This is a genomic window from Actinospica acidithermotolerans (assembly GCF_018139625.1).
Lineage (GTDB): Bacteria > Actinomycetota > Actinomycetes > Streptomycetales > Catenulisporaceae > Actinospica > Actinospica acidithermotolerans.
The window spans coordinates 56,787-75,899 of sequence record NZ_JAGSOH010000021.1; the positions used below are offsets into that span (position 1 = coordinate 56,787).

Here is a 19,113-nt window from a genome sequence, read left to right on the forward strand (position 1 = left end):
GGATCAGGACCGGCTTTCGCTCCCTTTCCGCATGCTGGGCAGCAGGCGCCAGAGGCGGCCGCAGATGACGGTGCCGACGACCAGGAGCACGTAGACGGCCGGGGTCCACGCGCCGCCGGTGATCTCGGTGACCTGGCCGTGGTCGAGGGTGACGGTGAGCGGGTTCGTGATCACGTGCGATCGCCGGAGGCTTCCCGCCTCTTGCCGAGCAGGCCCGCGAGGAGCATGACGAGTACGCCGATGCCGGCACCGCACACCGTCCACAGCACGCGGTCGCCTTCGGCGCCGTAGTCGGAGGGCTGCGGGAGGTCGACGAGTATCAGCACACCCGCGGCGATGGCCGCACAGTAGACGGCGTAGTTCCAGAAGCGGATTCCGACCGCGTGCGCGAACAGGACGAGGGCGACCACTTCGAGTCCGCGGTCGATCGCGAACAGCCTGAGCCCGTGTTCGTCGGCCGGGATCAGGAGCACCAGGGCGGCGACGATGCCGCCGATCAGCGCACCGGCCACGCGCTGGGCGGCGACGAGCGTGGCCTGGTCGAGGCTCGGCTTCATCGCGACCAGGGCCGCGATCGGCATCCAGTAGCCGTGCGAGATGCTCAGTCCGAAGGCGAGCGCGGCGGTGCCGGCGATGACCAGGGCGCGGAGCACCGCGAACATGATCATCGGCCGGGTCAGGCTCCGGCGCGCCGTGTCGCCGGGGAGCTCGGCGACGAGCGGTGGACGGTCCTCGCGTCCGCGGATCAGCCACCAGGCGAACGTGACCGCTATCCACAGCGCCGCTCCCCCGGCCCACGCGAGCGTCTGAGCCCAGGTGTAGCTCGTGACGACGCTCGTGTGGTGGAGGCTCGCGGCGACCCCGAGGCAGACGATGAACCACAGGTTCAGCAGCAGGGCCGCGACGAACCGGTGGATGCCCAGCGCGGCGGCCAGGCCGGCCAGCAGGGTGACCGCGAAGCCCGCCAGCACCAGCCAGCCCCAGTCGTCGCCGCCGATGCCGAATCCGAGCGCGGTCAAACCCGCGCCGAGCAGCGCGAAGACGGCGACGTGCGACGAACGGTGCCCGAAGCCGCCGCCCGGGTCGACCATCGCCGAGAACAGCAGGCCGAACAGCGCGCTGAGCAGGTACACCTCGTGGCCGATCGCCCAGAACACGATCAGGGGCACGAGCGCGATGTCCAAGATCAGCATTGCGCGCGGCCAGTTGAGCCCGGCGGGATCCGGCGCGAAGACCCTCGAAAGCTCGCCGGACACCTTCCGCCCGAGGGTCGGGCCGGCCGCCGTGTTCGCCTGCATGGGCGCGCACTCCCTCGCTCGTTTGTCGCCGAGGCTGCTACGGGCTCGCGCCTTCCACTCTCCGCCCGAACGGCTGCGCGCGCATCCTAGGCGAAGACGATCGTGTGGTTTCCGCTGCGGATCACGCGGTCCTCGGCGTGCCAGAGCACGGCTCGGGACAGGACGGCGCGTTCGACGTCGGCGCCGCGTCGCATGAGGTCGGCGGCGGTGTCGGCGTGCGTGACCCGGACGACGTCCTGTTCGATGATCGGGCCCTCGTCGAGGTCCTCGGTCACGTAGTGCGCGGTGGCGCCGATCAGCTTCACGCCGCGTTCCTTGGCCTTGGCGTACGGGCCGGCGCCGATGAAGGCGGGCAGGAACGAGTGGTGGATGTTGATGATGGGCACCCCCGCCTGCTCGATGAACGAGCCGGACAGGATCTGCATGTAGCGCGCGAGGACCACGAAGTCGACGTTGCCCTTCAGGAGCCTGAGATGCTCGGCCTCGGCGGCCGACTTGTCCGGACCCGCGGACGGGACATGGAAGAACGGGATCCCGAAGCCGCGCACCTCCTCGGCCATGTCCGGGTGGTTCGAGATCACCATCGGGATGCTCACCGGCAGCTCGCCGCGCCGGTGGCGCCAGAGCAGATCGAGCAGGCAGTGGTCCGCCTTGGACGCGAACACCGCCATCCGCAGCGGGACGGACAGGTCGCGCAGCGTGTAGTCCAGCGCGTACGGCCGCTTGACCTGCTTGTCGAGGTCGCGTGCGATCTCCGGCAGCACGAGCGGCAGGTTGTCCAGGCTGAACACGGTGCGCTGGAAGAACGCGCCGCCGAGCGGGTCGTCCGAGTACTGGTCGAGCGAGACGATGTTCGCCTGGTGCCGGGCGAGCACGGCGGCGACCGCCGAGACGATGCCGGTGCGGTCCGCGCCCTGCACGATCAGCGAGGCGAGGGTGCGGCGGCCGCCGGAGGACGGCTGCGTGCGCGCGGCGGGGGTGTCGAGCGTGACGGTCAACTCAGCCTTCTTCCTTGAACCGGGCGGCCCATTCGGCGGTCGCCTTGATACCGCCGAACGTGTAGAAGTGCACCTTCACCTCGCCGTGCACGGCCGGGTCGTAGTCCGCCGCGAGCCCGCGCAGAAAGCGGTCGGGCCCGGCGGTGCCCATCAGGTTCGCCAGGGAGAACCCGTACTTCTTCGCGATCGACGCGCTGGTGCCGACGCCGAACCGGGCGGCGTACGACATCAGGCGTCGTACGCCGGCCGGCCCGGGCACGCCGATGCGCACGGGCAGGTCGATGCCGACCTCGCGCACCTGCCGGACCCAGCCCAGCACCACGTCCACGTCGAAGCCGAACTGGGTGATGATGCTCCCGGCCAGCCCCTGCGCCTCGAGTTCGGCCTGCTTGTCGGCGAGCGCGCCCCACAGCGCGTGGTCGGCGATCGCCGGATGCCCCTCCGGGTAGCCGCTGATCCCGACGTGCCGCACGCCGTACTCCTGCAGCAGGCCGCTGCGGATGACGGAGAGCGCGTCGGGGTACGGACCGTGCGGCGTGGACGGATCGCCGCCGATCACGAACACGTCCTCGCCGGCGCCGTCGGCACGCAGTCCGGCGAGGTACTGCTCCAGGGTCTCCCGCGTGGGCAGCCGGCGGGCGGAGATGTGCGGGACCGGGACGAACCCGAGGCGCCGGACCGCGCGTGCGGCGTCCAGGCGCAGCTGCGGGTCCTCGTTGCCGAGGTAGGTCACATTGACGCGCGTGCCGGCGGGTATCGCGGACCGGGCATCCTCGAGCCCTGTGACGTCCTTGCCGGTCATCTCGAGCGAGAAGTCGCGCAGCACGCCGGTGCGAAGCGCGGTCTCCGGAGTCGGGCTCATCGCGCGTTCCTCCGGTAGAGCGTGCGGGCGTGCTGGTTGAAGGGCGCGGGCTGGACCGTCGCGCGGATCCGCGGGAAGCCGAGGTCGGCGTTCGGGTCGGTGCCCGCGCCGGGGTGCTCGCCCCAGACGACCTCGACCTCGGTGCCGGGCTCGGCGTGCTCCTTGTCGATCAGCGTCAGGGCCAGGATCGTGCCGACCGGGTCGATGCTCGCGGTCTGCATCGTCACGCCGGCCAGCTCGCCGTTGCGCTCGACCCGGTTGCGGGCGTAAGTGAGGTGGAACTCGAGTCCGTCGCCGAGGCCGAGGACACGGCGTGCGTCGTCGATGTCGAAGACGAGCGTCACCTTCGTGCGCCGCACGGAGTCCTTCGCCTTCTCCAACGCGTCGCGGCCGATGAAGTCGTGGTTGAAGGCGACCATCTTGCCGTAGCCGAGCTCGTAGGGCGAGCAGTAGAAGTCCTCGATGTCAGGCGAGTAGAGGCTGCCGTTGAGCGGCCGCTGTCCCTCGATGCCGAACAGCGGCACGTAGCGCCGGTATTCGGCGAGCTCGGGATCGGTGTAGATGCCGGGGACCGGCGACGGTATCCAGCCGCTTTCCACGCTGGGTGTGGTGTAGGCGAGCGCGCCGACGCGGACCAGGCCGAGCGGCTCGCCGGCCGCGAGCAGCGCGTCGTAGACGGCCGCGGCGTGCTCCCAAGGTCCGATGAACTCCCAGCCGGCCTGTCCCGCCATTCCGTGACGCAGGGCCTTGAACCGGCGTCCGTCGAGCTCGACGGGGGCGGAGTGGAAGAACTTCACGGCGGGCATCGGGCCGCCGAACACGCTCTCGACGAGCTCTGCCGCGCGCGGTCCCTGCACCTGGTAGCGGAACAGCGTCGGGTCGCCGGCCGGCTTGCGGAAGGCCGAGGACGGGTCGGTGCGGAAGGCGACGTCGTAGCCGCCGCGCTCGCCGTGGTACTGCACCCAGTGCTGCGCGGCCGGGATCCCGCTGAGCGTGAACGACTCCTCGCCGTCGCGGGCCAGGATCCCGTCGGTCACGATGTTCCCGCGCGCGGTCACCGGGAGGAACTGCTTGGCCTGGCCGATCGCGAAGTTCTCGAAGCTGTTGGCGCCGAGGTCGGCGAGCAGCCGCAGCGCGTCCGGGCCGTCGATGAAAAGGTCGTACATGTGGTGCGAGAGGTTCAGCAGCGCGACGCCCTCGTGCCAGGCGTTCTGCTCGGCGCGCCAGCCGTGCTCGTATTCGCGCTCGACGACCTCGGGCGTCCAGGGCGCGGCGCCGGGCTTCCACAGCAGGTTCACCGCGGATCCGGCCTTGTCGATTCCGTCCTGCAGGCTGGGCATGCTCATGCGCTTCCTTCTCCCTTGAAAGACCGCATCACTAGAACGATCTAGTGATCGGGGCGTCGGCAGCACATTACGCGCCATCGCTAGATCGATCTAGTGGGGAACGACGTCAAGCTTAGCTTTCACGACGCAGGACCCGCGGCGCCTTGTCGGCCCGCCGCGCCGCCCCTAACGTGCCTCGTACTGTACGGTACGGTTTCCTGGAGGCGAGAGAGATGGCCACCCTCAACGACGAGATCCGCGCGGCCGGAGGACCGGTCGGGCTGCTGCGATCCGGACGCAGCGGCGCCTACCCGTTCCCGATCCGGGCGGAGTTCACGAACTGGCGCGACGAGCAGGAGAGCTGGCGCAACACCGCGGCGCTGATGGACCTCTCGCACCACATGACGGACCTGCAGATCGAGGGCCCGGACACCTACCGGCTGCTCTCCGACGTGGGCGCGAACAGCTTCGCCGGTTTCGGGCCGATGAAGGCGAAGCAGCTCCTGGCCTGCTCCCCCGAGGGCTTCATGATCGGCGACTGCATCCTGTTCTGCCTCGCCGAGAAGGTCGTGCGCATCGTCGGGCGTCCGCCGGCGCTCAACTGGCTGCAGTACAACGCGGAGACCGGCGGCTACGACGTGACCGTGCGGCGGGACGAACGCACCGCGCAGAACCCGCACGGCCGCGAGCTCTACCGGCTCCAGCTGCAGGGCCCGAACGCGGCGGCGATCTTCGAGAAGGTCAACGGCGGCCCGATGCCGGAGATCCCCTTCTTCACCATGGGGAAGTTCAAGGTCGGCGGCCACGAGGTGACCGCGCTCAACCACCGCATGTCCGGCTTCCCCGGGCTGGAGTTCTTCGGCCCCTACGCCGAACTCGACGCCGTGCGCGGTGCGATCCTCGAGGCCGGACGCGAGTTCGGGGTGCGCCAGGTCGGCGGCCGCGCGTACGCGTCGGTGGCGACCGAGTCGGGCTGGATCGCGAACACCGTCCCGGCGATCTACAGCAGCACGCACTTCAAGGATTACCGCGACTGGCTCGACAGCCGGATGTTCGAGGCGCACCTCTCGCTCGGCGGCAGCTTCGTCTCCGAGGACATCGAGGACTACTACGTCACCCCGTGGGATCTCGGGTACGGCCACATCCTGAAGTTCGACCACGACTTCATCGGGCGCGAGGCGCTGGAGCGGCGCGCCTCGGACCCGCACCGCAAGAAGGCCTGGCTCGCCTGGAACCGGGACGACGTCGCCAAGATCTTCGCGAGCATGTACGAGCCCGGGGACAAGCGCTTCAAGTACATCGAGATGCCGGCCGCGTTCTACGCCGCGGCCCAGGTCGACCGGGTGGAGCGGGGCGGCGAGCTCGTGGGCCTGTCGACGCTGTGCAGCTACACGGCGAACGTGCGCGGCTGGATCTCCATCGTCATGATCGACCCGGCGAAGGTCGGCTACGGCGACGAGGTCGAACTCGTCTGGGGCGAGCCGGACGGCGCCAGGTCGAGCGGCGCGGTCGAGTCCCACACGCAGACCACGATCCGCGCGACGGTCATCGAGCGGCCGTTCCCGACCGACAAGAGCTGAGGAACGTCGCGACCGCGGTGGTGATGCTGCGTTCCACCTCGTCCTCGGTCGGGGCGGGAGGGGCGTTGACCAGCAGCCGCATCTGCAGGGAGCCGAGCATCGCCTGGTAGAGCTGCGAGGCGGCGAGCAGCGGGTCATCGACCTCGATGACCCGCTGCTCGCGCAGGCCGCGCAGATGGCCGCCGAGCGCTTCGATGCCGCGCCGCGGACCGTGCTCGAAGAACGCTTGGCCGAGCTCGGGCACGCGCTCGGCCTCGGCGACGACCAGCCGGTGCACGGCGATGGCCCCGGGGTCGAGCACGATCGCGGCGAAGTGGCGGCCGAACTCGATGAGCGCGGCCGCCGGATCCGATCCGCTCGGCCGGAAGTCGAGCACCGGCCGGTTCCGCTCGTCGATCATCATCTCGACGGCCGAGGTGAACAGGTCGAGCTTGTCGGCGAAGTGCCGGTAGAGCGTCGATTTGGAGCCGCCGACCTTCGCCTGCACGTCGTCCATGCTCACGCCCGCGTATCCCCCGGCCATGAACAGCTCCGCGGCGGCACGCAGGATCTGCGTGCGCCGATGGCCGTCGCGGCCGTTCGATGCGCTGCCCATCATCGAGTCAGACCGACTCGCGCTCGATGACGTGCCCGGGCTTCGGGGAGAGGTCACCCGTGGCGAGGCCGAGAGCGTTGCGCGCGGCGAGCCGGCCGTGCACCTCGGCGTCGATGTGCACGGAGGTGAGCGCCGGACTGACCAGGGCGCCGGCCTCGTTGTCGTCGTAGCCCATGACGGCCATATCGGCGGGCACGGACACGCCGAGGTGGCGCAGCGCGGCTAGGGCGCGCAGCGCGACGTCGTCCGTGAACGCCGCGATCGCGGTCACGGACGGATGCTCGCGGCGGAAGCGTTCGACCTCCGCCGCCCCTTCGGCGGGCGGGCTCGGCAGGTCGAAGCAAGCCGGGGCCGGCAGGCCGAGCGACTGCGCGCATTGGAGGGTGAGGCGCCGGCGTACGTCGGTCAGTGAGGAGTGCACGGCCGGCAGCGCGAGCGCGATCTGGGTGTGGCCGTGCTGGACGAGGTGCCCCACCTGCAAGGCGACGTGCGCGGCGAGCCCGTCGCGCCAGCCGCCGCCTCCGTCCTCCAGCTCGTGGCCGGTGATGTACGGCTCGGCGAAGCGGAGGATGGCGCGGGGTGCGATGGCGTTGAGGATCCGCTCGGTGGCCTGCTGCCTGCGCGGACCGTGCCGGACCAGCAGTTCGTGCCCGTTCGCGGCGAGCTCGGCGTCCAGGCCGCGCACGTAGCTGCTCGCGTAGTTTCCGTCGTAAGCCCAGTCGATCTCCAGCACCACGACGCGCGACGACCCTTCGCGCAGCGCCCTGGCCACGCCGTTGGGCACGTAGCCGAGGCGGCGCGCCGCGGCGCTCACGCGGTTCCGGGTGGCTTCGGAGATCGTCTGGTTCGGGTTGTTGGCCAGCACGAACCCCGCCGTGGACCGCGAGACCCCGCTCGCCGCGGCGACGTCGTTGAGGGTGACCCGCCGGGCCGCGACCATCTGACTCCTTAACGCGTTCTCGCAATCAGCAATCCTACTCAGCACAAGGCCGCGTCGGCATCGGCCAGACGTGCAACCTCAGTGTTCGCGGAGCATGCGAACGTCGTCGCCGTTCGCAGTGAAGACCGGCTGCTCGATCGCGGTGAGCCGCTGGAGAATCGGCGGCCCAGACTGCCGGCGGCTCAGCCGTGCATGCTCGGGGGCCCGGCCGCGCATGCCCGGCGGCGAGGGGCGCGACGTGCTCCCGCTCCGCATCCGCTCCGCTTCGATGCGGATGCGGGCGCAGGCGCGGAGCGGGAGCACGCTCGGTCAGGTCACCGGTTCTGGCGCGCGGCCGCAGCTGTGGCGGCGACCGCCGATGTCGGCGCCGGCGCGTAGCCGGCCGGCGTGGCGGTGAACGTGCCGCGGCCCTGCGTCCGGCTGCGTAGCGCGGTCGCATAGCCGAACACCTCGGCGAGCGGGACCATAGCCGTCACAGTCACACTGCCGCCGCGCACGGTCGACGCCGTGATCCGGGCACGTCGTGCGGACAGGTCGCCGAGCACCGTGCCGACCGCGTCCTCCGGCGCCGTGACCGTCACCTCGGCGATCGGTTCCAGCACCGCGAGTTCACTGGCCCGCAACGCCGCCTCCGCGCCGAAGCGGCCCGCCGCGCGGAACGCGAGCTCGGAGGAGTCCTTCACGTGCGTGGCGCCATCCGTGAGGGTGACGCGCAGGCCGGTGACCGGGTGACCGCCCTTCGGGCCCGAAGCCAGTGCATCGCGAACGCCGGCCTCCACCGCTCGGATGAACTCGCGCGGCACGCGTCCGCCCGTGACCGTCGACTCGAAGGCGAACCCGACGTCGCCGACATGGTCCGTCAGCGGTTCGACGTCGAGCACGATGTGCGCGAACTGGCCCGAGCCGCCGTCCTGCTTGACGTGCCGGTAGATGAGCCCTGACACGCCCTGCACGACCGCCTCGCGGTAGGCCACCTGCGGCCGTCCCGCGCGCACGTCGACGCCGCGATCGCGGCGGATCTTCTCCAGTACCACCTCCAGATGCAGCTCACCAAGTCCGGACAGCAGCGTCTGCCCGGTCTCCCGGTCGGCGCGCACGACGAGCGACGGATCTGCCTCGACGGCCTGCGCGAGCGCCACGGCGAGCTTCTCCGTGTCCGCGTTGCGCGCCGCCTCGACGGCAACCGAGACCACCGGCTCCGTAGATGTCGGCGGCTCGAGCAGGATCGGCGCTTCGGGAGCGCACAGTGTCGCCCCCACCCGCGCCGACTTCAGCCCGACCACCGCGACGATGTCGCCCGCGACCGCCTGCGGCACCTCCGTGTGCCGATCCGCCTGGACCTGCAGCACTCGGCCGATCCGCTCGACGCGGCGTGTGCCGACGTCGAGTACGGAGTCGCCCTTGCGCAGCGTGCCCGAGTAAAGGCGCAGGTAGGTGAGCCGGCCGGTGCCGGTCGACTGCACCTTGAACGCCAAGGCGGCCAATGGCTGCGCCGGATCGGCGGCGCGGCTCACGTCGTCACCGTTGTCATTTGGGTCACCGAGGTCACCGACGTCGCTGATACCGCTGACGCCGCTGACCGGCGGCCGGTCCAACGGAGACGGCAGGTAGTCCACGACGGCGTCGAGCAACGGTTCGATCCCTCGGTTTCGGTAGGCCGCTCCGCAGAGCACGACGACGACCTCACCCGAGATCGTCAGATCACGCAGCGCGGCGCGCAGCGTCTCCTCAGACACCTGCGACTGCTCGACGAACTCGTCGAACGCTGCCGGATGCCGCTCGGCCACCGCCTCTTCCAACGCATGCCTGCGGTCACGTGCCGGCTCGACCAACGCCTCCGGGATCGCCGAATCCCGCGGGTCGCCGGAACCGTCGGCCCACAGCGTGGCCCGCATCCGCAGCAGATCGACGACGCCGGTGAACGCGGCCTCCGACCCGATCGGCAGCTGAACGGCGAGCGGCAGCGGGTGCAGCCGCTCGCGGATCGAGGCCAGCGCGGCGTCGAGGTCGGCGCCGGCGCGGTCCATCTTGTTGACGAACGCGATCCGCGGCACGCCGTACCGATCGGCGCGCCGCCACACGGCCTCGCTCTGCGGCTCGACACCCGCGACCGCGTCGAACACGGCGACCGCGCCGTCGAGCACCCGCAGCGAGCGCTCCACCTCGTCGGAGAAGTCGACGTGCCCGGGCGTGTCGATCAGGTTCAGCCGATGCCCGTTCCAGCCGCAGCTCACCGCCGCGGCGAAGATCGTGATGCCGCGATCGCGCTCCTGCGGGTCGAAGTCGGTGACGGTCGTGCCGTCGTGGACCTCGCCGCGCTTGTGCACGACGCCCGCCGCGAACAGCATCCGCTCGGTGACAGTGGTCTTTCCCGCGTCCACATGCGCGAGGATTCCGAGGTTGCGAATGAGGGCGGCAGGTTGAGGCCGGGAAGGGTCGTGTCGCATGATCTGATGTCCTTAAGATCGCTCCGAATCAGGGCGGCGCGATTTCGCCGGACACCCGGTCAGAGACCGCGTCCGGACAGTCCCCAGCGCTGGCCGCGCAGCCCGCGCCGAGCGGGCGGAGACACCAGGATCACCTCGAAGCGAGCACGGGAGGCGTGCACCGCGAGACACGCGCGCATCGTCAGCCCCTCCCGTTCCGAAAGCCCGTCCGCAGAGCCGCGGGCACCTGCGAACGACAGTAGGGCACCGCGTATCGCCGGCGGAACCGAATTTCCGCGGAGACATTTCCGCGGAGACGAGGTGCGCGGCCCGGCAGTTCCTCCAATCACCGGACGTGAAGGCCTTGCGAGGGGGACAATCAGCTCAGATTCGTCGGGCCGGGAGGGGAGACTCCCCCGATTCCAAGGATGACGTATGCCTGTTGCCCTTCAGCTGCCGACGCCGCCGAGCCCGCAGCAAGTCGTCGTTTACCTGGCACTGCATCTGGGCGTTCCGGCCCTGTTGGTCGGCATCGTCGTTTGGTTGCTGGGATTGCAGGGAGTCGCCAAGAGCTGGGCGGAGGCGGCGCGGTCGGGCAGGGAGCTCACGGAGGCGATCAGGCGGACGATCGGGGAGCGGAAGCGGGCCGCCGCGCTGCTGGCCGTCTACTCGGCGCTCGTCGTGGCCCTGTCCTACACGATGGCCCTGCTCATCAACGCTCTTGTCATCATCTACCGGACGAACCAGAACGGGATCACCTCCTGGCGGGCCGTCGAAAGCATCATGTCGAGCGCGACCTGGCCGCCCGCGGCGAGCTGGACGGTGGGCACCGAGGCGGCGGTGATCGTCATCTACCTCGTCGCCATCGGTGTGGGCATGGGATTCGTCCGCGGGCTCATCACGTTCACTCTCTTTCTCGCCGCGTTCGCCTGCGCCGTGGCGACCCTCGGCATGCTGTTCGACCTGCTCGGCGACTGGATGACCCCGGCGGGCCAGAGCCTGGGGAACAACCGGGAAGCGCTGATCCAGACGCAGATCTTCATCGCCGCCGTCTGCGTCGCCCTCGTTCCCCTGCTGATCGGGATAACCACCGCCGCCGACCACGCGATCAAACCGGCGAGGCCGCAATACCGGTAGAGCGCCCCCGTACCGGTAGAACACTTGCCACCGAGACTGCGTTGATTAAGGGTGAGCGGCTCTGCCGCACCGGCGTAGGGATCGGAGGGGTAGGTGCGACGGGCACTCGATGAAGTGGCGGCCGGCGAGTTCCGCGACTTCGTGATCGGGTCTCAGACGAGGCTGATCAAGTTCGCCGAGCTGCTGACCAGGGATCTTGGGCATGCGGAGGATCTCGTTCAGCATGCCTACGCGAAGGTGTTCGCGTCGTGGCCGAAGCTGCGGGGCGGTCATCCCGAGGCATATGCGCGGCGCTGCATCGTCAACGGTCACCGGGACCGGTGGCGGCGCGGGATCTGGAAGGAGTCGCCGGTCGAGGAGTCGGCCGATTACGCCGACCGTGCGACGCGGGAGAGCGTGTCGGAGGAGAACGCCGAGCGGGACGCGGTGCTGCGTGCGCTCGGGGGTTTGACGCAGCGGGAGCGGGCGGCCGTTGCGCTGAAGTACTTCTACGACCTCTCGACCGAGGAGATCGCGCTGGAACTGGGCGTCGCGGCGGCGACGGTTCGCACGACCGTCTTCCGCGCGCTCGCCAAGCTCCGGGAAGACCAGCACCTCGCACGTGAAGGGAAGAGATCATGAGCAGCGAGTACGAGCCCGGGTTCGAGCTCGAGTTCGAGTTCGAGTTCGAGGACGAGGACGAGGACGAGCCACTTCCCGTGAACCTCCACTTCCGGGATGAGCGTGTGCTGACGGTCGACATCGAGGCGGTCATGAGCAGCGGGCGCCGGATGCGGCGCAACCGGACGGTGCTCGCGGGGGCCGTCGCGGCGGCGGCGGTCTGTGTGCTCGGGGCCTCAGCGGCGTACCTCGCGCCGGCCTCCTCGCGGAGCACGGAGGTCGTCAGCGCGACGCCGTCGACCACGTCGAGTCAGTCGTTCCTGGACTCGGCGCTTGCGGGCACGGGCGGCCACGTCACCATCATCAGCTCGCGTTCTAACGGAAAGACGGGATCCACGCTGGACGCTGTAGCGTGGCGTGCCGGACCGCAGATCTGTTACGGAATCGCCAATGTGACCGGCAGCAGGAAGGAAAGCTCGTATTACACGTGCGCGAATCGGCCGTACGAGCTGTCTGCGACCGTACCTACGGTCCTCGCTCCGATGGTGAATTCGCAGAGCACCGTTGACCCGGGTACGCCGGTGGCGATCGGCTTCGTCAGCGGTGATGTCGCCAAGGTCTCCGTCAAGGTTCGGGGACATACGTACGACGCCGCCGTGGTCGCGGTGCCGGGCTCGCCGGAGACCGGTGCCTATGCGGTGTGGATTCCAGCAGCGGATCACGTCACGAGCTCGGCGGACTTCACGCAGATCACCGGCTACGACAGTCGGGGGGATGTCGTGACCGGTTGACGCGGGCCCGGCTGGCCGCCGTACGAACCCTAATTGCTGCGCTTGCACGCCATTTCATGGTCCGAGGCTGTTAGCGTCGCGCCATGCTGACGACCACGAACCTGACCCTGTCACCGCTGGGCCCTGACGACGCAGCATTCTTCTACGAGCTCAGCGACAATCGCACAGCGGCGGAACGCGCCTCGGACGCCCCATGGCCGACACCGTTCCTGACGGAGGCGATGGGCAAGTTCGGCTCCGACTGGGCGAACGAGGGCATCGGCTACCACCTGGTGCGGCTGGGCGATGGCCGAGGGCCCGCGATCGGGATCGCCGGGGTGCGGTTCGGATCGCTCGACAGCACCGACAACCTCAACGTCTACTACCACATCGTCGCCTCCGAGCGAGGCAAGGGCTACGCGGTCGAGGCGACGCGGGCGGCGCTGGAGGTCCGCGGAGCGGCCGGGCACGGGACGCTGCCGGTGCTCGCGCTGATCCGGCCGGAGAACGTCGTGTCACAGCGGGTCGCGCGGCGGTTGGGATTCACGTGGGAGGAAGGGCGTCTCAATGCGCGCGGCCTGCGCGTCTATGAGCTGGTGGAATAAGCCGGGCGGCCTCGCCGTGGCGACGGGCGACGCGTCATGACAAGAGGGAGCTGATCTGCTGGGCGGACCGGCCTGCTTGGGGTGAGCTTCGCCCGGCGGGAGTGCGAGGAAGTCGGCGAACTCGCGGCGTGCGTCCGTCCGTCCGTACCGGCCACGCTACATCGTCCCGGCCGGCGGTGGGGGGCTGCGAGGAAGTCGGCGAACTCGCGGCGTGCGTCCGTCCGTCCGTACCGGCCACGCTACATCGTCCCGGCCGGCGGTGGGGGGCACTGCTGGTACCTGGGACAGCAGAATCCCCCTGGTGGGAGGCGTATTCGGAGCGGAGGTGAAACGGTGGAGGCATGACGGAAACCCCCTCTCCCGCGCAGCAGCTGATCGGCGGCAGCGCTCCGAAGCTGGTCGAGCTGACCGACGAAGTCCTGTTCGGCGACGTGTGGGAGCGCCCTGAGCTCTCGCCGCGCGACCGCAGCCTGATCACCGTCGCCGCGCTGGTCTCGCTCTACCGGCTCGAACAGCTCCCCGCTCATCTGCGCCGTGCCCTGGCCAACGGCCTGAGCAGGGAGGAGCTGGCCGAGGCGATCACCCATCTGGCCTTCTACGCCGGATGGCCCAGCGCCATGAGCGCGGCCACCGCCCTGCGGGCAATCGTCGAGGAGACCGAGCAGGACGAGGAGACCGCGGAGACCGAGGAGGACTAGTCATGACGACGACGGCTTGGAGCGGGCGGGACCTGGCCGAGATCGAACGGCGCGATGAGCTGGAGGTCGCCCCGCGGCGCTCCGACGGCAGCTTCAGCAGGCCGCGGACCGTCTGGGCCGTGCGTGTCGACGACGACGTGTACATCCGGTCGGTCCGCGGGCGCGAGGGTGCCTGGTATCGCACGACGCGGGCTCGGCACGAAGGACACATCGCCACGGGGACCGTCGATCGAGACGTCGCGTTCACCGACGTCGAGAACGCTGAAGGCCTCGAAGAGCGCATCGACGCCGTCTACCGTGCCAAGTACGCCCGCTACTCCGGTCCGGTCGCATCGATCACCGCGGCCGAGGCGCGCGCGACGACGATGCGCCTGACGCCGCAGTAGAACCCGAAGCAGGAAACAGGGAAGGCCAAAACCGTGAAGCACACCACCCTCGGAACCCTCGAAGTCGGCCGCATCGGCCTGGGCGCGATGACGATGGCGGGCGTCTACAGCGCCAGCGGACTCGACGACGCCGAAGCGATCCGGACCATCCACCGCGCGCTCGACCTCGGGGCCACGCTCATCGACACGGCGGAGATCTACGGGCCCTTCACCAACGAGGAGCTCGTCGGCCGCGCCATCAAGGACCGTCGCGACGAGGTGGTCCTCGCCACGAAGTTCGGGCTCGTATCGCACTCCGGCGGCGGTCCGGGCAACCTGGACTCCGACCCGGCGAACATCCGCGCCGCGGTGGAGGGCTCGCTCGGCCGCCTGGGCACCGACCACATCGACCTCTACTACCAGCACCGCGTGGACCCGAAGACCCCGATCGAGGACGTCGCCGGGACGCTGGCGCAGCTCGTGGCCGAGGGCAAGATCCGGCACTACGGGCTGTCCGAGGCAGGGCCCGAGACCATCCGGCGCGCCCACGCCGTGCATCCGGTCACCGCCCTGCAGTCCGAGTACTCGCTGTTCACGAGGGACCAGGAGCCGGTCGTGCTGCCGCTGCTGCGCGAACTCGGCATCGGCTTCGTCGCCTACTCGCCGCTGGGCCGCGGCATGCTCACCGGCGCGCTCCGTTCCCGGGCCGACCTCGCCGCCGACGACTCGCGCAACAACAACCCGCGCTTCACCGACGGGAACTTCGAGCACAACCTGCGCCTGGTCGAACAGGTCGAGGTTGTCGCCGCGCAGACCGGCGCCACGCCCGCGCAGGTCGCCATCGCGTGGCTGCTGTCCCAAGGGGAGCACATCGTCCCGATCCCCGGCACGCGCCGCGTCTCGCGTCTGGAGGAGAACCTCGCCGCAGACGACGTCGAGCTGACGAGCGAGCAGATCGCCGCGCTCACCGCTCTCGGGGAGCCGGCGGGCGCCCACCACAACGAGGCGCAGATGAAGATGATCGAGCGGTGATCGAGGGGTAATTGATATCGAAGGGTAATTGATATTGTCGGGCCTGACGACGATCGCCTCGAAAACCGAAGGCTGATTTATGCTGACGGGCCTGACTGCCGCGTAGCGACTATCGAAGGCTGATTGATACATGACGGGCCCAAGGGCTGATTTATGCTGACTGGCCTGACTGCCGCGTCGCGACTATCGAAGGCTGATTGATACTGACGGGCCAAGGCTGATTGACACTGTCGGGCCCGACCGCCGCATCGCGGTGGTCGGGCCCGACGGCGAGTCGGGTCGGGTTTCGTCAGGCGACGGGGAGTACGACTTCGCAGGGGACGGGCTGCGGGTGCGCGGGGTCGAGGGCGTTGAGCATGTCGACCATCGCGATCGGGTCGTAGGCGATCTCGAGGTGATCGCTCGCGTCGAGGCCGCACTGGTTCTGCAGGAGGATGTTCGTCACGTTGGATGCCGCCGGCAGGAATGCGTTGGTGTACGGCGTGACGACCTCGTCGTACTTTGTCTCGATCACCGTGTAGTTCACGCCGGGCAGAGTCTCGGCGCCCGAGTTCAGGGCGGTGAGGAACGGCGAGCCCGCCTCCTGCTCGACGCAGGCCTCGCAGCTGAGCGAGAGGAAGTCGTTGGCCGGTTCGAGGATGCCGAGCGCGTCGCCGAGCTCGGTGATGCCGTCGAGGGTCGTGCCGTTGTTGCTCGGGGCCAGGGCGACGAGGGTGTTCACCGTGCTCGCGCCGCCCAGGTTCTTGATGTAGTAGCGCGGCATCATGCCGCCCTGGGAGTGGCCGACGAGGTCCACCTTCGACGCGCCGGTGGCCGCGAGGACCTGGTGGACGAACGTCTCGAGCTGCGCCGCGCTCGCCGCGATCTCGCCGGTGCCCTGGATGGCGGAGGCCGCCGTCGCGCCGCCGTAATCGAACGCGAAGACGCAGTAGCCGTTGTCCGCCAGCAGCGGGGAGGCGGCGCCCCAGTCGTCGTTCTCGTTCTCGAAGGTGCCGTGCACCAGGACGACCGGGTACGGATGCGCGGCGCTCGGCTTGCAGCTCCAGTCGTTCGCCCCGGCCGGCGGCGTGTTCGGCTCCAGGAAGCCGGCCACGAAGCCGCTCGCGAAGCTGTAGTTCACCGGGTAGGTGATGCCGGCCGCCGAAGCTGGGGACGCGCCGCCGAGCGCGAGCCCGGCCGCGCCGAGCAACGCCGCGCCTACGGCGGCTGCCCTGACGATGATTCGCATGGGTTGACTCTCCTTTGAGTCGCGGACCAGGCAGGGCGTGGGACGCCGAGCCGCAGTGGACGCTAAGAGCGGGCCCCCGGGTCGTCAACGGAGGCGGCCCGCGTCCTGGAGAACGACTGCGCGGCCTGATAGGAACGGCCGCGGCCCGCGGACCGGAGTGCTCACGCGGGTGAGTGTTTCCGCCGCCGGGCCGGTGCCGGTACGCGCGGGCTTGTTGACCGGACGGTCATCCGGGCGCAAACTCACCGGTAACTTACCCGCGCGTAGAAGTCTGCGGATACGGCTGTTGCCGCCCGGAGCGGAGGTGCCGGTGGCCCGCGATCGCGTCGCCCTGCCCGTGCTGCCGCGCGGCTTCGTCGAGCAGCTGCGGCGGGAGATCCCCAGCCTGGCCGCGGAGATCCTGCGCGAGATCCGGCTGATGATCCCGGAGTACGACCGTCCGCTCGACTCGCTGTTCAGCACCGGGCTGCTGCACGGGGTCGAAACGGCGCTGGTCGAGTTCGCGGACGAGGTCGAGGGCCGGGGCAGCCCGGTCGAGGACCGCGCCCAGGTCTACCGGGGGCTCGGCCGCAGCGAGTTGGCCGAGGGCCGCAGCATGGACTCGCTGCAGTCGGCGCTTCGGCTCGGCGGACGCCTCGCGTGGCGCCGGTATGCGCGGGTGGCCAGGCGCGTGGGCATGCGGCCCGATCAGATGATCGAGCTCGCCGAGGCCGTGTTCACGCACGTCGACCAGATCGCGACCGCGTCCGTGCTCGGATACGCGAGCGCCAAGGCGGACATCGCGCAGACCCGGCTCCGGCGCCGCAACCTGCTGGAACTCGTGCTCCGGCGCGCCGATCGGACGCTGCTCGAAGCGGCGGCGGAGGCGGCCGACTGGGCGTTGCCGAACGTCGTCGCGTGCGCGGCGCTCGGACCGGCCGCGAGCAGGCCGGACGAGCCCGATCCGCAGGAGCACGCGGACGCCGTCGAGCGCGCGGGCACCCGGCTGCTGCCGGAGGCGGCGCTGACCGACCTCTCGGCGCCGAGCCCGTATCTCCTCCTGCCCGAACCTGAGGTCTGGCTCGGCAAGCCGGAGATTCTCGAGTTCCTCGGCGCGCACCGGGCCGTGCTCGGTCCGATCGTGCCGCTGGACGCGGCCGCTGATTCGCTGCGCTGGGCCCGGATCGCACGCGAACGGCTACCCGAGCGCCTCCTCGAGCGGGCCCCGATCGTCTGCGACCGCCGGCTTCCCGCGCTGCTCCTGCTCGGCGACGAGGCCCTCGTCCGGCTGATCGGCGAGCGCCGCCTCGCGCCGCTGTCCGCCATGACGGCCAAGCAGCGCGAGCGCCTCGAAGCGACGTTGACCGCGTGGCTCGAGACGAACCGCGGCAGCGCGCCGCAGGTCGCCGCGCGCCTCGGCATCCACCCGCAGACCGCGCGCAGTCGGCTGCACCGCCTGCAGGACCTGTTCGGGGAGGCGCTGGCGGACCCCGAGACGCGCTTCGAGATGGAGGTGGCGCTGCGGGGCCGGGCGCTGTTCGCGAATATTGACGGGATCTGAGTTCGGGTCGCCGTTATGGTGGACCCCATGTCGCCGATCAGGCAGGTCCAAGTCACGTTCGACTGTGCGGAACCCGAACGTCTCGCCCGCTTCTGGTGCGAGGTGCTGGGCTACGTCGCGCCGCCCCCGCGGGGTTTCGCCACGTGGGAGGAGTACCAGTCCGCGCAGCCGGCCGAGGAGCGCGATTCCTGGTTCGCCTGCGTCGATCCCTCAGGCGTGGGCCCGCGGCTGTACTTCCAGCGCGTCCCCGAGGGCAAGACCGCGAAGAACCGCGTGCACCTCGACGTGCGCGTCGGCACCGGGCTGCGCGGCGAGGAGCGTCTCGCCGCGCTGGAGGCCGAATGCGCGCGGCTGCTTCCCCTCGGCGCGGTGCATGTCACCACGTTGTACGACGGCGGCGACGATGCGTGCATCCCGATGCAGGACATCGAGGGCAACGAGTTCTGCCTCGACTGAGGCGCCGTCAGCCAGTGGCAGGACCAGAATAATGCGGTGCCGGCCCCGCACGTGGTACGAGCGCGTGCGGGGCCCTTTCGTGGAAAAGGGACGTTGAGAGCGATCAGGGTTCTTGACCGGCTTCGGACCGTAGGTCGGCGGGGACGGCGTCGCGAAGCGCGCGGGTGACGGCGGCGATCGCGGGGTGGCCGGCGGCGCCGGTTCGGTAGGCGACCTGGGTGCGGCGGAAGGCGGGCAGGCGCGTGAGGGTCACGCCTGCGGGCGGGTCGAGGGCGCCGAGGTGGGGAATGATCGCGACGCCCTGGCCGAGGGCGACGAGCGCGAGCACGGTGTCGAAGTCGTCGGCTTCGTGCCGTACGCGCGGACTGAAGCCGTTCGCCTCGCACGCCCGCTCCGCCATCGTGCGGCACAGCGTCCCGGACGGCGAGACGATCCACGGACTATGGCTGTGGTCGCCGAGCGCGCCGGGCTCGGGCGCGGCCAGGTAGAGCGGTTCGGTGAAGAGTTCTCGGCTGCTCAGGCCCGGCTCGGCGTGGGCGGGGACGAAGTCGTACTCGTGGATGAGGGCGACATCGAGGTCTGCCGCGCGCAGGGCGGCCGGGACGGCGGCAGGATCCAGTTCGGTGATACGGGGTTCGAGCAGCGGGTGGGTCCGGGC

Annotated in this window: 20 protein-coding genes; 10 read left to right on the plus strand and 10 right to left on the minus strand. The window is 70.2% G+C overall.

The window, feature by feature from the left end; translation table 11 throughout:
* Positions 1-3: 3 nt before the first annotated feature.
* The 5 genes from KDK95_RS10305 to KDK95_RS10325 form a co-directional block, all read right to left on the minus strand.
* Entirely contained in the window at positions 4-174 is a 171-nt protein-coding gene (locus tag KDK95_RS10305) for a hypothetical protein (protein WP_212517846.1), read from the minus strand.
* The gene (locus KDK95_RS10310) at positions 171-1,298 is read right to left on the minus strand and encodes an FUSC family protein (protein ID WP_212517847.1); all 1,128 of its coding nucleotides are present in this window, start codon (positions 1,296-1,298) and stop codon (positions 171-173) included. Before KDK95_RS10310 ends, KDK95_RS10305 begins: the two co-directional genes overlap by 4 nt.
* Positions 1,299-1,384: 86 nt before the next feature.
* Positions 1,385-2,296, minus strand: a complete 912-nt coding sequence (gene purU / locus KDK95_RS10315; RefSeq protein WP_249160821.1) for a formyltetrahydrofolate deformylase — start codon at positions 2,294-2,296, stop codon at positions 1,385-1,387.
* Between the two features lies 1 nt (position 2,297).
* The gene (locus KDK95_RS10320) at positions 2,298-3,158 is read right to left on the minus strand and encodes a methylenetetrahydrofolate reductase (RefSeq protein ID WP_212517848.1); all 861 of its coding nucleotides are present in this window, start codon (positions 3,156-3,158) and stop codon (positions 2,298-2,300) included.
* Complete coding sequence (locus KDK95_RS10325; RefSeq protein ID WP_212517849.1) at positions 3,155-4,504, minus strand: aminomethyltransferase family protein; 1,350 nt, start codon at positions 4,502-4,504, stop codon at positions 3,155-3,157. Before KDK95_RS10325 ends, KDK95_RS10320 begins: the two co-directional genes overlap by 4 nt.
* A 212-nt stretch (positions 4,505-4,716) precedes the next feature.
* Between KDK95_RS10325 and KDK95_RS10330 the strand changes: the two genes are divergently transcribed.
* Entirely contained in the window at positions 4,717-6,063 is a 1,347-nt protein-coding gene (locus tag KDK95_RS10330; RefSeq protein WP_212517850.1) for a hypothetical protein, read from the plus strand.
* Here the strand turns inward: KDK95_RS10330 and KDK95_RS10335 are convergent.
* The 3 genes from KDK95_RS10335 to fusA all read right to left on the minus strand — a co-directional run bounded on the left by KDK95_RS10335 (position 6,029) and on the right by fusA (position 10,045).
* The gene (locus tag KDK95_RS10335; RefSeq protein ID WP_212517851.1) at positions 6,029-6,661 is read right to left on the minus strand and encodes a TetR/AcrR family transcriptional regulator; all 633 of its coding nucleotides are present in this window, start codon (positions 6,659-6,661) and stop codon (positions 6,029-6,031) included. The genes KDK95_RS10330 and KDK95_RS10335 overlap by 35 nt on opposite strands.
* Before the next feature lie 4 nt (positions 6,662-6,665).
* On the minus strand, positions 6,666-7,598 hold the full coding sequence (locus tag KDK95_RS10340) for a LacI family DNA-binding transcriptional regulator (protein WP_212517852.1): 933 nt from the start codon (positions 7,596-7,598) through the stop codon (positions 6,666-6,668).
* Positions 7,599-7,912: 314 nt separating this feature from the next.
* Positions 7,913-10,045: an elongation factor G gene (gene fusA, locus KDK95_RS10345; protein ID WP_212517853.1), complete on the minus strand. Its 2,133-nt coding sequence runs from the start codon at positions 10,043-10,045 to the stop codon at positions 7,913-7,915.
* Positions 10,046-10,459: 414 nt separating this feature from the next.
* Here fusA and KDK95_RS10350 point away from each other — a divergent pair, with 414 nt between their 5' ends.
* The 7 genes from KDK95_RS10350 (at position 10,460) to KDK95_RS10380 (ending at position 15,231) form a co-directional block, all read left to right on the plus strand.
* Positions 10,460-11,161 (plus strand): hypothetical protein, encoded by a 702-nt coding sequence (locus KDK95_RS10350; RefSeq protein ID WP_212517854.1) that lies wholly within the window; start codon positions 10,460-10,462, stop codon positions 11,159-11,161.
* A 93-nt stretch (positions 11,162-11,254) separates the two neighbouring features.
* The gene (locus tag KDK95_RS10355) at positions 11,255-11,782 is read left to right on the plus strand and encodes a SigE family RNA polymerase sigma factor (protein ID WP_212517855.1); all 528 of its coding nucleotides are present in this window, start codon (positions 11,255-11,257) and stop codon (positions 11,780-11,782) included.
* Positions 11,779-12,552: a hypothetical protein gene (locus tag KDK95_RS10360; protein WP_212517856.1), complete on the plus strand. Its 774-nt coding sequence runs from the start codon at positions 11,779-11,781 to the stop codon at positions 12,550-12,552. Before KDK95_RS10355 ends, KDK95_RS10360 begins: the two co-directional genes overlap by 4 nt.
* 83 nt (positions 12,553-12,635) lie before the next feature.
* Entirely contained in the window at positions 12,636-13,136 is a 501-nt protein-coding gene (locus tag KDK95_RS10365) for a GNAT family N-acetyltransferase (RefSeq protein ID WP_212517857.1), read from the plus strand.
* Between the two features lie 341 nt (positions 13,137-13,477).
* Positions 13,478-13,834 carry a carboxymuconolactone decarboxylase family protein gene (locus KDK95_RS10370; RefSeq protein WP_212517858.1) on the plus strand — a complete coding sequence of 119 codons (357 nt, stop codon included), beginning with the start codon at positions 13,478-13,480 and terminating at the stop codon, positions 13,832-13,834.
* A 2-nt stretch (positions 13,835-13,836) separates the two neighbouring features.
* On the plus strand, positions 13,837-14,220 hold the full coding sequence (locus KDK95_RS10375) for a DUF2255 family protein (RefSeq protein ID WP_212517859.1): 384 nt from the start codon (positions 13,837-13,839) through the stop codon (positions 14,218-14,220).
* Between the two features lie 33 nt (positions 14,221-14,253).
* Positions 14,254-15,231, plus strand: a complete 978-nt coding sequence (locus tag KDK95_RS10380) for an aldo/keto reductase (protein ID WP_212517860.1) — start codon at positions 14,254-14,256, stop codon at positions 15,229-15,231.
* A 289-nt stretch (positions 15,232-15,520) separates the two neighbouring features.
* On the opposite strand, the gene KDK95_RS10385 is transcribed toward KDK95_RS10380, so the two are convergent.
* Positions 15,521-16,459 (minus strand): esterase/lipase family protein, encoded by a 939-nt coding sequence (locus KDK95_RS10385; protein ID WP_212517861.1) that lies wholly within the window; start codon positions 16,457-16,459, stop codon positions 15,521-15,523.
* 310 nt (positions 16,460-16,769) lie between these two features.
* Between KDK95_RS10385 and KDK95_RS37645 the strand changes: the two genes are divergently transcribed.
* Positions 16,770-17,999 (plus strand): PucR family transcriptional regulator, encoded by a 1,230-nt coding sequence (locus KDK95_RS37645; protein WP_212517862.1) that lies wholly within the window; start codon positions 16,770-16,772, stop codon positions 17,997-17,999.
* 27 nt (positions 18,000-18,026) lie between these two features.
* On the plus strand, positions 18,027-18,455 hold the full coding sequence (locus tag KDK95_RS10395; protein ID WP_212517863.1) for a VOC family protein: 429 nt from the start codon (positions 18,027-18,029) through the stop codon (positions 18,453-18,455).
* Positions 18,456-18,558: 103 nt separating this feature from the next.
* Here the strand turns inward: KDK95_RS10395 and KDK95_RS10400 are convergent.
* The coding region (locus KDK95_RS10400; RefSeq protein WP_249160822.1) for a LysR substrate-binding domain-containing protein at positions 18,559-19,113 on the minus strand (555 nt) is incomplete at its 5' end.